The 14,592-nt window shown below is 44.3% G+C and carries 11 protein-coding genes and 5 pseudogenes; 14 read left to right on the forward strand and 2 right to left on the reverse strand.

The window, feature by feature from the left end:
- Window positions 1-41: 41 nt before the first annotated feature.
- From ACM5QY_RS25580 to ACM5QY_RS25600, 5 genes and pseudogenes are all read left to right on the forward strand, one after another.
- Window positions 42-1,161: pseudogene (locus tag ACM5QY_RS25580) on the forward strand (IS3 family transposase).
- A gap of 279 nt (window positions 1,162-1,440) precedes the next feature.
- Entirely contained in the window at window positions 1,441-1,827 is a 387-nt protein-coding gene (locus ACM5QY_RS25585; protein WP_416123452.1) for a helix-turn-helix domain-containing protein, read from the forward strand.
- A 19-nt stretch (window positions 1,828-1,846) separates the two neighbouring features.
- A complete protein-coding gene (locus ACM5QY_RS25590) occupies window positions 1,847-3,016 on the forward strand; it encodes an efflux RND transporter periplasmic adaptor subunit (protein WP_416123453.1) in 1,170 nt (389 codons plus the stop codon).
- Window positions 3,017-3,038: 22 nt separating this feature from the next.
- Window positions 3,039-6,166, forward strand: a pseudogene (locus ACM5QY_RS25595) (efflux RND transporter permease subunit).
- Window positions 6,167-6,376: 210 nt separating this feature from the next.
- Window positions 6,377-7,138, forward strand: a complete 762-nt coding sequence (locus ACM5QY_RS25600) for an NADPH-dependent F420 reductase (protein WP_416123454.1) — start codon at window positions 6,377-6,379, stop codon at window positions 7,136-7,138.
- 145 nt (window positions 7,139-7,283) lie between these two features.
- On the opposite strand, the gene ACM5QY_RS25605 is transcribed toward ACM5QY_RS25600, so the two are convergent.
- Complete coding sequence (locus tag ACM5QY_RS25605) at window positions 7,284-8,195, reverse strand: LysR family transcriptional regulator (protein ID WP_416123455.1); 912 nt, start codon at window positions 8,193-8,195, stop codon at window positions 7,284-7,286.
- Window positions 8,196-8,464: 269 nt separating this feature from the next.
- On the opposite strand from ACM5QY_RS25605, the pseudogene ACM5QY_RS25610 reads away from it, so the two are divergent.
- From ACM5QY_RS25610 to ACM5QY_RS25650, 9 genes and pseudogenes are all read left to right on the forward strand, one after another.
- Window positions 8,465-8,835 (forward strand): annotated as a pseudogene (locus tag ACM5QY_RS25610) (GlcG/HbpS family heme-binding protein).
- Window positions 8,836-9,336: 501 nt separating this feature from the next.
- Window positions 9,337-9,450 carry a YdgH/BhsA/McbA family protein gene (locus ACM5QY_RS25615; RefSeq protein ID WP_416123456.1) on the forward strand — a complete coding sequence of 38 codons (114 nt, stop codon included), beginning with the start codon at window positions 9,337-9,339 and terminating at the stop codon, window positions 9,448-9,450.
- Between the two features lie 427 nt (window positions 9,451-9,877).
- A complete protein-coding gene (locus ACM5QY_RS25620) occupies window positions 9,878-10,534 on the forward strand; it encodes an SDR family NAD(P)-dependent oxidoreductase (protein WP_416123457.1) in 657 nt (218 codons plus the stop codon).
- Between the two features lie 32 nt (window positions 10,535-10,566).
- Complete coding sequence (locus tag ACM5QY_RS25625) at window positions 10,567-11,022, forward strand: SDR family NAD(P)-dependent oxidoreductase (protein WP_416123458.1); 456 nt, start codon at window positions 10,567-10,569, stop codon at window positions 11,020-11,022.
- A complete protein-coding gene (locus ACM5QY_RS25630; RefSeq protein WP_416123459.1) occupies window positions 11,022-11,333 on the forward strand; it encodes a muconolactone Delta-isomerase family protein in 312 nt (103 codons plus the stop codon). The genes ACM5QY_RS25625 and ACM5QY_RS25630 overlap by 1 nt, the downstream gene beginning before the upstream one ends.
- A gap of 43 nt (window positions 11,334-11,376) precedes the next feature.
- Window positions 11,377-11,799 carry an MBL fold metallo-hydrolase gene (locus ACM5QY_RS25635; RefSeq protein ID WP_416123460.1) on the forward strand — a complete coding sequence of 141 codons (423 nt, stop codon included), beginning with the start codon at window positions 11,377-11,379 and terminating at the stop codon, window positions 11,797-11,799.
- 372 nt (window positions 11,800-12,171) lie between these two features.
- The gene (locus ACM5QY_RS25640) at window positions 12,172-13,074 is read left to right on the forward strand and encodes an alpha/beta hydrolase (protein ID WP_416123461.1); all 903 of its coding nucleotides are present in this window, start codon (window positions 12,172-12,174) and stop codon (window positions 13,072-13,074) included.
- Between the two features lie 391 nt (window positions 13,075-13,465).
- Window positions 13,466-13,627 carry a hypothetical protein gene (locus ACM5QY_RS25645; RefSeq protein WP_416123462.1) on the forward strand — a complete coding sequence of 54 codons (162 nt, stop codon included), beginning with the start codon at window positions 13,466-13,468 and terminating at the stop codon, window positions 13,625-13,627.
- 65 nt (window positions 13,628-13,692) lie between these two features.
- Window positions 13,693-14,029, forward strand: a pseudogene (locus ACM5QY_RS25650) (integrase core domain-containing protein); the annotation flags it as partial.
- Between the two features lie 265 nt (window positions 14,030-14,294).
- On the opposite strand, the pseudogene ACM5QY_RS25655 reads toward ACM5QY_RS25650, so the two are convergent.
- Window positions 14,295-14,578 (reverse strand): annotated as a pseudogene (locus ACM5QY_RS25655) (helix-turn-helix domain-containing protein).
- Between the last annotated feature and the right edge of the window lie 14 nt (window positions 14,579-14,592).

Genomic DNA, 14,592 nt, shown 5'->3' on the forward strand with positions numbered 1-14,592 from the left:
GATATTAGTAATGTCTTCATAAGCCACATGAGGACATCCCCATGAAGAAGCGTTTTTCCGACCAACAGATCATCAGTATTCTCCGCGAGGCTGAAGCCGGGGTATCCGCCCGTGAACTCTGCCGCAAGCACGCCATTTCCGATGCCACGTTTTACACCTGGCGTAAGAAGTATGGCGGTATGGAGGTGCCTGAGGTTAAGCGCCTGAAGTCGCTTGAGGAAGAGAACGCCAGACTCAAGAAGCTGCTTGCCGAAGCCATGATGGATAAAGAGGCGCTTCAGGTGGCTCTTGGGCGGAAGTACTGACGACAGACCAGAAGCGGGAAGCCGTGATGTTGATGTGTGATGCGACCGGTCTGTCGCAACGTCGTGCCTGCAGGCTAACAGGTTTATCCCTGTCGACCTGCCGCTATGAGGCTCAGCGTCCGGCTGCTGATGCGCATTTATCAGGGCGAATCACTGAGCTGGCACTGGAGCGCAGGCGTTTGGGCTACCGTCGCATCTGGCAGTTGCTGCACCGTGAAGGGCTTCATGTTAATCATAAGCGCGTGTACCGGCTTTATCACCTCAGTGGCCTGGGCGTAAAACGCAGAAGACGTCGTAAAGGGCTGGCAACAGAACGTCTGCCGCTGCTCCGTCCGGCGGCGCCCAATCTGACCTGGTCGATGATTTCGTCATGGACGCATTGGCCACCGGTCGCAGGATCAAGTGCCTGACCTGCGTGGACGACTTCACGAAGGAATGCCTGACGGTCACTGTTGCCTTTGGGATTTCAGGCGTGCAGGTCACGCGTATTCTGAACAGCATTGCGCTGTTTCGCAGCTATCCGGCGACGATAAGAACTGTTCAGGGCCCGGAATTTACCTGCCGCGCGCTCGATCAATGGGCCTTTGAGCATGGCGTGGAGCTGCGACTTATCCAGCCCGGCAAGCCGACACAGAAAGGATTTATTGAGAGTTTTAACGGACGCTTTCGCGATGAATGCCTGAATGAACACTGGTTCAGTGACGTCAGTAATGCCAGGAAAACCATCAGTGAATGGCGTCAGGATTATAATGAGTGCCGCCCGCACTCCGCGCTGAATTATCAGACGCCGTCTGAATTTGCGGCGGCCTGGAGAAAGGGTAATTCTGATAGTGAAGGATCCGACATTACTAACTGAGCGTTGTATCTAATCCTGGGGGCAGGTCAGTTCGCTTAAGTTATTTCTATATTTTTATATTATAAACAACACTTCGTGTTGTTTATATGTTGTGATCTGTAATTCGTGCAAGACATTATTAATGTGCTGCGTGCATTTATATCGTGCGTTTAATGGTGATTGTTTTTATTTCTGCATTTAATAGAATTAGCACCCAATGCGGTCTGGCGAGAATTGCAGTAAGCACGACACATGACGTGGTTACGGCTCTGAATGATGATTCTCTCAGGTGTATGGCTGATGAAAATAATGCAAAGGTGCGATATGCTAAAACTTGAAGGCATGATTAATGAAATAACTCTCTGGATTGCTGATAATATCAATCAGCGGATCACAATTGCTGATGTTGCAGCTCGGGCTGGTTATTCAAAATGGCATTTACAACGTATATTTACGAAAGAAAAAAAAACAACTATCGCAACATGGATAAGAGATAAAAAACTGTCATCTGCTGCTCATGATTTAATCTACACGGCAGACACCATAATCGATATATCACTACGTTATGGCTATGACTCCCAACAGTCATTTACCAGAAGTTTTTCTAAAAAATTTAATGTATCGCCATGTCGATTCAGAACAATTAATTCAGTACATAAACTGACTGAAATCTACGAAGATTATTAATTCGACAAAGAGAATTTTTATGTTTTATCGTAAAAAAATACCTGCTTTTATTTTATTTCTTTCTATAATCTTCAGCTTGACTGGATGTGATAAATCAGATGAGTCTGCGACAAACTCGGTAAATCAACCTAATTCAGTGGTGACTGTTGCTGAAGTTAATCAAGCTCCTCTTGTTATGACCGTCGATCTACCCGGTCGGACTGTACCTTCCCGAATTGCGGAGATTAGACCGCAGGTATCAGGAATTATTTTAAGCCGGGATTTTACGGAGGGCAGTGAAGTACAGGAAGGGCAGCCACTTTATCACATTGATGCTGCATCTCTTAGGGCCGCTGTGGCTAATGCGCAAGCTCATATATCTCAGGCCAGTGCCCAACAAAGACTTTCGTCAGCAAAACTGAGCCGTTATCGCCCTCTGGTCACATCCCAACTGGTTAGCCGCCAGGAATATGATGAGGTCGCTTCTGCTGCAGCACAGTCACGGTCAGAAGTTGATGCCGCAAAAGCGGAGTTAGCGGCAGCACAAATCGACTTATCACATGCCACCATCAAATCACCTATTTCCGGCAGAATTGGGTTATCAACCGTTACGGAAGGGGCGCTTATTCAGAAAGAGCAGGCGAGCGCTATGGCAACGGTTCAGCAACTTGACCCTATTTATATTGATATCACCCAGCCTGGTGAATCTTATTTACAGCTTAAAAAAGCTATTAGCCGTGGTGAACTTAGGCAAGTGAATGGCAAAACAGCGGTAAGTTTAATATTGCAGGACAACTCTCTATATCCTTTAGAAGGAACGATTGCATTTTCTGATCCGACTGTTGACGAAACAACAGGAGCGGTCACTCTGCGTGCTGTTATTCCAAATCCACACGGGGAGCTGCTGCCTGGGATGTTTGTCAGAGCAAGGTTAACTGAAGGTAGTGACGATCATGCCATCCTCATTCCGCAACAGGCGGTGACTCGCTCGCCGCGTGGAGAAGCAACAACCCTGGTGGTTGATAAGGATAATATTGTGCATCAAAAAATAATTTCAATCGCTACCGGGAGGGGAACTTTCTGGCAAGTGACGTCAGGTCTCACATCTGGCGATCGCATCATTATTGAAGGAGTGCAACGCGTGAAACCTGGTGATTATGTCACTCCAAAATTACAGACACATCACTCAGAAACTGATTCTAAGCGTTAACCATCCTTCAAGGATTAAAATAATGTCGAAGTTTTTTATTGATCGCCCGGTATTTGCCTGGGTGATGGCAATAATCATAATGATATCTGGTGCCATTGCTATATTAATGCTTCCAGTAGAACAATATCCAGATGTTGCTCCAACAGCTGTTCAGGTGAGTGTTAACTATCCAGGTGCCGATGCCGCAACATTACAAAATACGGTAACTCAGGTCATTGAGCAAAATATGACGGGGCTGGATGGACTGTTGTATATCTCTTCGAATAGTGATTCAGCAGGTGCACTGCAGCTCACACTTTCATTTAAAAATGGTACTGATCCGGATATTGCCCAGGTACAGGTCCAGAATAAATTACAGCAAGCATTGCCCCAGTTACCCCAGGAAGTTCAACAGCAAGGGGTTACGGTTATGAAATCTTCCAGCTCCTTCTTCCTTGTCCCTGCTTTCGTTGATGAATCAGGACGGATGAGCATGGAAGATATTGCTGACTTTACATCTTCTACGGTTAAAGATCCTGTAAGTCGGATTAGTGGTGTCGGTGATACCCTGCTGTTTGGGTCCCAATATGCAATGCGGATATGGCTTGATCCGAATAAACTCAACAATTATCAATTAACACCAGTTGATATTACGCGAAAAATTCAGAGTCAGAATGCCCAAATTGCAGCAGGCCAGTTAGGTGGTTCCCCATCTGTTGAAGATCAGCAGTTAAATGCCTCAATTATTGCGCAGACCCGTCTGACTTCACCTGAAGAATTTGGCAATATTCTCCTTAAAGTGAACAGCGATGGTTCTCAGGTACGTCTGCACGATGTAGCCAGAATAACCCGTGGTGGTGAAAACTACCGCTATATTGTTAAGTACAATGGCAAACCGGCATCTGCTCTGGCGATCAAGTTGGCGACCGGTGCAAATGCGATGGATACCGCGAAATCGGTTCGTGCCAAACTCGCGCAGCTTGAGCCGCTTTTTCCGCAAGGGCTGAAGGTTGTGTATCCGTATGACACCACGCCATTTATTAGTATTTCTATCCATGAAGTGGTCAAGACCCTCTTAGAAGCGATTTTGCTGGTGTTTCTCGTTATGTTTATGTTTTTGCAAAACTTTCGGGCAACACTTATCCCGACAATCGCGGTACCTGTTGTTCTACTGGGGACGTTTGGGGTATTGAGTATTTTCGGTTATTCCATCAACACCTTAACGATGTTTGGCATGGTGCTGGCGATTGGTTTGCTTGTCGATGATGCCATCGTGGTGGTGGAAAACGTTGAGCGTGTAATGGCTGAAGATGGGCTTAAACCACGAGCAGCAACACGAAAATCGATGGAGCAGATTCAGGGCGCACTTGTTGGTATTGCGCTCGTGTTATCAGCAGTATTCGTCCCGATGGCCTTTTTTGGTGGCAGTACCGGTGTTATCTATCGGCAATTCTCAATAACAATCGTTTCATCAATGGTCCTTTCTGTGCTGGTTGCTTTAACACTGACGCCTGCATTGTGTGGCACGATTCTGAAACCAGTGAAACCCGGCAAGCATGTTCATCATCGGGGCATTTTTGGCTGGTTCAACAGGAAGTTTGAGCAAAGTAATAACCATTATTCGCGAGTAGTGGGGAAAATACTTGACCGCACAGGACGTATTCTGGTGATTTATGGAGTCATCCTTGTTGCGATGGTCTGGCTTTTTATGCATTTGCCTAAAGCATTTCTGCCAACCGAAGATCAGGGTGTACTTGCAGCACAGGCAATGTTACCTCCAGGAGCAACACTCCAGCGCACGCAGCACGTTCTGGATCAGATCAATGACTATTATCTCAAAGAAGAGAAGAATAATGTTCGGAGTGTTTTGACCGTTGGGGGATATGGCTTCGCAGGTCAGGGGCAAAATATTGGTATGGCATGGATAGGATTAAAAGACTGGAGTGTACGTGAAGGTATAGAAAATACGGTTGATGCAATTGCTGCCAGAGCTAATATTTCATTGCAATCTATTTTAGATGCCCAAATCGCTTCATTCAACTTGCCGCCAATCATTGCACTGGGTAATGCCAGCGGGTTTGATTTTGAGCTTATAGATGAGTCAGGCTTAGGACACGAAGCCTTGATGAAAGCGCGTGATCAACTATTGCAAATGGCGAGCCAGCACCCGGATGTACTGATGGCTGTTCGTCCAAACGGAATGAATGATACGCCGCAATTTAGAATTAATATTGACCAGGAAAAAGCCAGTGCGTTGGGATTATCTTTAGATGATATTAATCAAACACTCAGTGCAGCATGGGGGGGGTCTACGTTAACGACTTCATTGACCGCGGCCGTGTGAAGAAAGTTTATGTTATGAGTGATGCGCATTTCCGTATGATGCCTGAAGATCTGAATGACTGGTTTGTAAGGGCGGATAATGGAAAAATGGTTCCGTTTGCCAGTTTCGCCACAACCAACTGGATATATGGATCGCCTCGACTTGAACGATATAATGGGCTGTCATCTACAGAAATACTGGGCCAACCCACGCCTGGCAAGAGCTCCGGGGAAGCGATGGCGCTTATGGAACAACTCGCATCTCAGTTACCTGAAGGGATCGGTTTTGACTGGACTGGTATGTCATACCAGGAAAGAATGAGTGGGCAGCAAGCTCCTGCCCTGTATGCACTTTCACTGGTTGTGGTGTTTCTTTGTCTGGCCGCGCTTTATGAGAGTTGGTCCATTCCATTTGCTGTTATGTTAGTTGTTCCATTAGGGGTGATCGGTGCGATATTTGCTACCAGCATCCGCGGTCTTAATAATGATGTCTATTTTGTCGTTGGTTTACTGACAACCATCGGACTTTCGGCAAAAAATGCCATACTGATCGTCGAATTTGCTAATGATATGATGATAAAAGAAGGGAGAGGGTTAATTGAGGCAACCATTGAAGCTGCCAGGATGCGTCTCCGTCCGATACTAATGACCTCTCTGGCATTTATTTTAGGTGTATTACCTCTTGCTCTCAGTAATGGAGCCGGGTCTGGTGCACAAAATGCTGTTGGTACCGGGGTCATTGGCGGCATGGCTGCTGCAACCTTACTGGCTATCTATTTTGTACCCGTTTTCTTTGTTGTTGTGCGTCAGCGTTTTCCGCTCAAAAGAAAGAGTGAAGAAGACGAGTAAGTAGCATCTTGATTTCATTTAATATAATAAAACAGGCCTGATTCTGGCCTGTTTTATTTGCTTAAAATAAACCGCGTGAGCAGGTATCGCGATTTGGTGATTAGTGGAATTTATGCATTTATGAAATGCAGGGAAAGGGAATTGAAAACATTTACGCATTACAGCAAAATTTAACTCCTGCTTAACATCCAGAATATTGAGGTATTATCCATGAGCAAAATTGTTGGTATCATTGGCAGCGGTATGATTGGTAGCCAGGTTGCACGACTCGCTATTTCCGCCGGTTTTAATGTTGTAATCTGCAATACCCGGGGCCCTGAGTCTTTAGCCGACTTGGTTGCTGAATTAGGTTCGAAAGCTGAAGCCGCTGTATTTGATGAGGTTGTCCAGGCAACGAATTTGCTTGTTCTGGCTGTTCCATTTGCGGCATATTCTAATCTCTCAGCTGAGAAACTTGCTGGCAAAATACTCATCGATACGTTGAACTATTATCCTGAACGCGATGGTGTCATGGCTGAAGTTCACACTGATAAAATTGCAACCAGTGAGTTGGTACAGAATCATCTGTCTAAATCACTCGTAGTCCGGGCTATCAATAACATGGATTTTGTTCGTTTGCTTAGCAGAGCGCGTCCGGCTGGGGATAAAGAACGTAGCGCACTTCCTGTGGCCAGTAATGACGCGGAAGCGAAAAAGGTTGTAATTGAGTTCCTGGATGCCATCGGCTATGACGCGGTTGATATGGGGAGTTTGTCCGACAGCTGGCGTAGCGAGCCGACCATGCCTGTATATGTTAACCCTTACTGGGGACAGGATACGGTATACGAATCTGGCCCACGTGACGTTCAGTCATTTATGACTGCCTCTGGGCGTGTTGTGGATAAAAATGAAGTGAGTGAACTACTGTCAAAAGCGGTTCGCCATGACAAAATGTTTGGATTATTGGGTAATTTTGCGGTGGAAAAATCCTGATCTAACGTCATCCTTCGGTGACAGATAACCATCCACGCAACTGTGGATGGTTATCTGTCACCGAATTTAATTAATCAAATTCGAATAATCATTACGCGCTTATAACCAAAAATCTTTAAAAGAATTACTCCTGATATCACAAGCATCAATCTTTTTTAATGAATCCACCGGCTGAAAATTTATCACGTAACGCATCGACAAAAATTCGTGTCTTTACCGGAATAAGCGCACCCGGCGGCATTAAAGCGTGAACTTCAATGTCTCTGATACTCCTCCAGCCCGGGAGTACATGCACGAGTTTGCCAGCATTGATATAAGATGCAGCCATCCAGTCTGGCGTCAGTGTTATACCTGTACCCTGCATGGCAGACACGAGTATTGCCTCGCTATTGTCAGCAACTAAAGAACAGTTCGGTTGTATGGTGACTTCTTCACCCTCTTTTTCCAGTGTCCAGGAAGGCCATCCGGGAGCTTTTGTAAAACCAAGGCAGGCATGATTTTCCATTTGTGCAGGACTGGACAGTGTTTCATGTGAAGCGACATATTCTGGAGACGCAACAAGCATGCTGCGAAATGAGCCTAATTTCCGGGAAATAAGGGTACTGCTGGGTAACAACCCTACACGTAGCACTACATCATAGCCTTCTCCGACAACATCGACAGCCCGGTCTTCAAAGTGGGCATCAATTTTAATTTTAGGATAATCTGCAAGAATTGATGAAAAGAGAGGGGCAACCATTTCACGACCAAACGTGACGGGTACTGAAACGCGAAGTGTACCTTGCGGTGTCGCGGCAAAGTCACCCACTTCTCTGGTTGCGGTATCTACCTCTTCCAGCGCAGCTCTCAGCCGATTGTAATAGAGACTGCCCGCCTCAGTTAACATCAGACTGCGGGTCGTACGGATAAGAAGCTTGACGCCAAGCTGTTTCTCAAGCTGGCTTATTCGGCGAGATATGACGGAAGCATCTCGCATAAGCAGTACTGCAGCTGATTTGAAGCTACCTGTGCGAGCAACAGTAATGAAAGTCACAAGATCATCGAGTTTGTAGTCCAAGATAATTGCACCATGCGCATTTATGTTATGCGTTTATAGTCTATTGTGTGAATTTACACAATAAATATCATAGTAACCTGTCATTGGCAGGCTGATGTGTCGGGGATGAGCTATCAGCATCCTTTGTACCCGCTATCGATAGTCAGTGAACAAGTGGTTCGAAATCACTTCAATTTCTATTCATCAAACATTCCCTGGAGTTAAAAATGGCTGAACATCAGAGTCTTTTTATCGAAACAGCAACGGTATCACTTTCCGCTGCTGAAATAATGGCTAATGCTGCTATAGATGCTGCAAAATCTGCAGGAGTGGAGATCTCTGTCGCGGTAGTCGATGCTGGCGGGGCATTGAAAACCTTCAAACGTACAGATATGGCTCCTTTTCTGACTGTCGAAGCCGCAATCAATAAAGCATGGACTGCCAGCTCTTTTGGCTATCCGACCCATGTCTGGAATGCATATCTGATGGATCCTAAACTGGCACCACTTGCTCAGCTGCCAAGGATGTTGGCTGTGGGGGCGGCTTTCCAATAACCGTGGAGGCGAAAATGATTGGTGCTATTGGTATTTCTGGTGGTACGTATGAGCAGGATCAACTGTTTGCGGAGGAAGGGCTGAAAGCAGCGGGCATAAAATTCTGAATGACTGTTGCTCAGTGATTTTTATATCTATTAGCCATAATTAATCATGCAGGAGCGGAGCAATGAGTCATGCGCATATCCAATCCTGCACGATACCTGGAACTTCTATCCTGATGAATTCTGCGGAGTATATCAAGAAATGTACAACACGCCTGCTGTGCAGCTTTCTGCAAACATCTGGATGTGATTTAAAATTATATTGATGCACTGTATGCAAGAGAGTTATGTACTTTTTATATAACATCTACTGATTCAGCATTGGTATAATTCAGTCATCAGGATGTGATGCCAGATAGTGCAGTTAACATTTGTTGCTGTTTTATTCATGGCAATTACCTCTCTTGGAATTTAACTTAAAAGTTATATGGTTAATATATTATTTACAGGATAAATTATGAATACGTTTAAAAAATTATCGCTATCACCGCTTTTGCATTTATGACAACAAATGCGTATGCCGCAGATCAAGCGGCCTCTTGTGCCAGCTAAGAAATAATCGGGGTGGTTTCTGCATCTCATGTAAAAACACTGGATGAACTTAATGCTGAATTAAACCAGAATGTTGAGAAAGCCGGTGCTACGTGCTACCACATTACCTCTGCTAGCGGAAAATAACTATCTGCACGGTAGTGCTGAAATTTACAAATAATTTTTAAATACTTTAGTTTGTAAGATAAATTGTGTTTTTCTTGTTTGTCCACGAACTTTAGTAGTGTTGCAGTACAGATTTTCGTTTTATTATAACTCTATCTGTGAATTTTTCTGCAATCATTTGCTAATTTTGCAGATGGTAGTATATCTACGCGCCACTGTTAATATGTTCTCCAGCCAGTATTGCGGCGGCCTGCTGGTTTGAGAACATTTATTTTTCCTTCCTGTAATTCAAATCCAGGAAGATCCAGATGACCTTACCTGCAGGATACCATGTAGATAGATGATCCATGCAGCTGGAGCATTATTAATATGCATTTTTAGCTGATTATCATTAAGCAAATCGAGCGGTAATCTTGTCCCACTAAATCTCTTTGGTAAAGATATCTTTATGAAAATTTTTCTTAGTATAGGCTCAGGGCCGGGAATAGGGATTGCGACAGCAGTGCGTTTTGCCCGTGAAGGATACCGTGTGATATTGACGTCGCGTAATCAGGACTATTTGCACGCTCAGGTTAAAGAACTCACCGATGCAGGATATCAGGCCGAAGGCCGCTTTGTAGACGCGGGTGATATCAGTAGTGTAGTAAGTCTGGTGAATTCGGTCGAATCAGAGACAGGTCCCGTCGAGGTGTTGCACTTCAATTCAGCGGCACTCCATGCTGGAACCATTGTCGATCAGTCGGTCGAGAGTTTCATTCAAGATCTGGTCATCAATATTGGTGCATGCTTCGCTGCTGTAAAAGAGGCTTCACGTGCAATGGCAGAGAGAAAGAGCGGTTCCATTCTGTTGGCTGGCGGGATTTTCGCGCACACGCCAAACTATGATTACCTTTCACTGAGTATCGGCAAAGCGGGTCTACTGAATATGTCTAACGGCTTATTTGAGGACTTCAGGGAAAAAAATATTCATATTGCCACAATTACTGTGAACACCCTTGTCACTGCGGGATCTGCTGAATCAATAGGCATTGCTGAAGCTTTTTGGAGGCTTCATACCCAGGAAAAATCAGATTGGCTCGCTGAAATCAGTTATCCAATTAAATAATTTTATAAATTCCTTATTTGATGGTGAAAACAATGGCTGATAAAAAACATGCGCTGGTGACTGGTGCCATCGGAGGTATTCGGGAAACCTATGAAGTAAATGTGTTTGGTCCAATCAGTGTTACCCAGGCATTTCTGCCACTCTTAAAAGCAGCACCCGCTGCAAGAATTGTCATGCTCAGCAGTAGTGTTGGTTCGCTGAATATCATGTCTGATAAGTCACATCCATTCTATGCAATCAATGAATTAGGCTACTGTAGTTCAAAAACAGCCTTAAATGCGGTAGTGCTGGCATTTGCCAAAGAGCTGGAAGGTACGCCGGTCAAAGTAAACACCGCTGACCCCGGTTATACCGCAACTGATTTGAACGGACATACCATGCCTAGTACAGTCGAGCAGGCTGCTGAAATTGCGTTTAGACTCGCGACATTGCCTCCTGAAGGCCCTACCGCGGGTTACTTCAATGAGGATGGTCTTCTCCCCTGGTAATGAAATCCACCGCACAAGATGATCAACATATTAATTTTAAAAGAGCGACAAATATGAATCGAGTCCTGGTTATTACCTACCCTAAAAAAAATGTCAGCCTTGCTGAAGTTATGGAATCTGAATATGCGATGACAAATGCACTGCGCGATAAAGGTGTTATTGAGCATCTGTTTTCCAAAGAAAATGATGGTGGTGGCATTGTTGTATTCAATGCTGAGAGTATTGATGAAGTGAAAGAACTTGTGGCGGCCTTGCCATTATTCCCTTATTTTGAAAAAGTTGAATACTTTCCATTGAATAAGATTTATTAAACTTTATGTCCAGGGTGCGGAAAAATTACTGGAGGATAGTGTGATGCCAGATATTAATGCACAAATAATGCGCCAGCCTCAGCCTGGTTACCAGCGAGTCATGTTTAGTGGTGTAGAAATCACTGCATTATCTGACGGCACGATGGGACTGGGGAGTGATACTCTGACCGGCGCGCCAATATCGATAATTGAAGATTACCTCCGGCAGGCCCACGTAACGGAAGTTCACCTGACAACATCTGTTAATATTTTCCTCATTAACAAAAACGTGGAAATCTTGCGCGTTTCTCTGGTGTTAGGGAGTTATTGCCCGATATTATCAGCCAACCAGTGCCTGGACATACGTCAGGTCATTGTGGCTTCGTTTTGGATGTTAATGGCCAGAAACTTCTGTTTTGGGGTGACCTTATGCATATTGAAGAAGTTCAATTTCCGGCACCACACGTCAACTCCATCTTTGACATGAGTCCTTCAATGGCGGCAGCTCAGCGCAAAAAAAATTTGCCGAGGCGGCAGAGCAAGGATATCTGATCGCTGGATCACATATCACTTATCCCGGAATTGGACGACTGGCCAGCGAGGGAATTGGATATCGTTGGTGGCCACTACGATTTAGAAATGATGCAGTAATCTCCTGAATGAATATTTGTAGTTATATATTTAATTTTACAGAAGATTATCCTTCATAAACACCAATCTCTTCGTGGTTAAATTTTACTCAATTGAAATTAAATTTTAGAATATCTGTAATGTGCGAAAAATAAATCACATTGCATATGGGATACCGAATTTTTACTATTTCGGTAGTACGCATTAATCTTTCTGATAAGAGCCAATTATGCAAAAAGTTCATTTTGAAAACAACAGCATCACAATGGTTGGAAATTTATGGCTACCGCATGATACTGAGGACGGAACACAATATCCGGCGGTCATTGTTGTACACCCAGCAGGCGGAGTTAAAGAGCAAACGGCCGGAGCGTATGCGAAAAAACTCGCCGATGCGGGTTATGTTGCGCTCGCATTTGATGCTTCCTTTCAGGGAGAGAGCGGCGGCGAACCACGCTTTCTTGACCTGCCGATGAATCGTGTTGGTGATATCTTCAGTGCTGTAGATTACCTGACTACCTTGCCATTTGTTGATCCTGAGCGAATTGGCATTCTGGGTGTTTGTGCTGGGGGCGGATATTCGGTCCAAGCATCAACGCTTGATCGCCGAATCAAAGCTGTAGCCACTGCCAGTGCCGCAAATGTGGGTAATGCCGCTCGCAAAGGCTGGGATGGTAAGAGCCCGGCAACTGCAATACCTGAAACGCTAGATATGCTTGTCAAACAGCGTTCACTTGAAGCGAATGGTGCTGATATTGCGTATGCCCCATATGTTCCTAATACTGGAGAAAGTAGCCCTTTCCGGGATTTATGTGAAGGAACGGATTATTATTTAACCTCTCGCGGGATGCATCCTAACGCACCAAATAAAATGCTGATGTCATCGCTTATCTACTGGATGGCATTCGATGCATTCGATCTGGTTGATCCTTTGCTTACTCAACCCTTGGCAATCATTGCTGGCAGCGCAGCGGATTCTTTATGGCAGAGCCAGGAACTCTATGCAAAAGCACCAGGCAATTCGAAAGAACTGTGTATCATTGAGGGAGCATCGCACATGGATTTATATGATGGTGAAGGACAAGAAAAGGCCTTAGAGAAGATAATACCATTCTTTATAAAGTATCTCTGATTTCCAACCACCATGAGGTTAAGAAAATAGTTTATTAATCTTTTCAAGGCATGGATTCATGCCTGTTAGTAATTTTAATATCTCATTGGATTAATGATAACCACTCAGAGATAAACGTTAATCTTTATATACATACTATTTCCTATTTTTTCTTTAATTCCGCAAGCAGATATTTTCAATAAGAAAAAACCGGTATTTTCAATAATAAAAAACACCGGAGAACATATTATTTACTAGATTCCTAATTACTCAAGTCTACTGCTTTTTGGTAGTAGCTTTGACCTGCTCCCCGATGTTAGTAATGTCTTCATATGGCCCTATCCCAAAATCCTGCTCTATTTAGAAACAGAATTCCGGCATGATAAACACTCCTTGAACGGAGCTGGTACCGATGAAAAAGTCACGATTCACCGAAGAGCAGATTGTCTTTGCCCTCAAGCAGTGTAGTGGTCAAGCAAAACTGGCCACGGCTTTAGAGTTTTCCCAAAACAATCGCTCTGATTCATTGGGTGTTAACCCACCATTATATTGGTGGGGTCTGAGCTGGCTGTAATAACCGATGATATAGGGGGCCGCTTGGGATTCGGAAATTATACCACATTAAGAGTTTTGTGCTTGCTGGACAGGTGGGTGTATGAAAGAGGCATCAAGATCGACTTCTCACTCCCCGGAACGCCGACGGACAACTCTACGGTGGAGTCCTTCAACGGCAGGCTGCGACAGGGAATGTCTGAACGAGAGCTGGTTCATGTCTCTGGAGGATGCCCGGTGCAAAATCGAAGCCTGGTGCATACACTATAACCAGAGTCGTCCTCATTCTGGGCTGGGCTGGATGACACCCTCCGAATTTGCCGAAAAATCTGCCGGTTGCCAGAATATGCAGCAAGAAAGAAGCCGGTTATTCCTGATTATGAATGGATCACTTACGGGGAGCGAGTCAAAACCTTACAGTTAGATGCGATACCCCGTCGATCATCCTGACTCAAACCTGAAAGACAGATTTAGCTAGAGCGATACCGATGAAATTTTATCGTTCATGATATAGTACCTTTGTTAATAAGATCACTCAGCATAAAGATCGTAGGAGTTATGCTGTACTATGGATGTCCATCAGATCACTACATTAACTTTTAAATAATAGACAACCTTCGATGCTCTAGGGATTTAACTCATTTATTTTAAGATATTATAAATTGACATGCGCAATAACTTAATGAATATTAATCTCGCATTCTCTTTATTGCGCGGTACTTTGAAGGTGGTGATTTGTAAGTGTTTGAGAATACCCTTGTAAAGGTTTGTTGAGAATCGAAACTATATTTGTAGGCTATATCTGCAATTGAATCATTTGTTTCAATTAAGTCTTTTTCGGCCATTTCCAGTTTTTTCTCTCTTATATATCTCCCTAGAGTAACTTTCTTCACGATAAAAAAATGCGCTGAAAATGCCATTTTGAATAACCTGCCCTAGCAGCAATATCCACAATTTTCAGAGGCTTACCTATATTTTAATCAATCC

Origin of the sequence: Rahnella sp. PCH160, from assembly GCF_047784855.1 — a bacterium.
Taxonomy (GTDB): Bacteria; Pseudomonadota; Gammaproteobacteria; order Enterobacterales; family Enterobacteriaceae; genus Rahnella.

Excerpts from the sequence above, each read along its gene's own strand:
- ACM5QY_RS25635 (WP_416123460.1), top strand. The coding sequence starts at position 11,377 with ATGCCAGATATTAATGCACAAATAATGCGCCAGCCTCAGCCTGGTTAC.
- ACM5QY_RS25600 (WP_416123454.1), top strand. The coding sequence starts at position 6,377 with ATGAGCAAAATTGTTGGTATCATTGGCAGCGGTATGATTGGTAGCCAG.
- ACM5QY_RS25625 (WP_416123458.1), top strand. The coding sequence starts at position 10,567 with ATGGCTGATAAAAAACATGCGCTGGTGACTGGTGCCATCGGAGGTATT.
- ACM5QY_RS25620 (WP_416123457.1), top strand. The coding sequence starts at position 9,878 with ATGAAAATTTTTCTTAGTATAGGCTCAGGGCCGGGAATAGGGATTGCG.
- ACM5QY_RS25630 (WP_416123459.1), top strand. The coding sequence starts at position 11,022 with ATGAAATCCACCGCACAAGATGATCAACATATTAATTTTAAAAGAGCG.
- ACM5QY_RS25645 (WP_416123462.1), top strand. The coding sequence starts at position 13,466 with ATGAAAAAGTCACGATTCACCGAAGAGCAGATTGTCTTTGCCCTCAAG.
- ACM5QY_RS25640 (WP_416123461.1), top strand. The coding sequence starts at position 12,172 with ATGCAAAAAGTTCATTTTGAAAACAACAGCATCACAATGGTTGGAAAT.
- ACM5QY_RS25590 (WP_416123453.1), top strand. The coding sequence starts at position 1,847 with ATGTTTTATCGTAAAAAAATACCTGCTTTTATTTTATTTCTTTCTATA.
- ACM5QY_RS25585 (WP_416123452.1), top strand. The coding sequence starts at position 1,441 with ATGAAAATAATGCAAAGGTGCGATATGCTAAAACTTGAAGGCATGATT.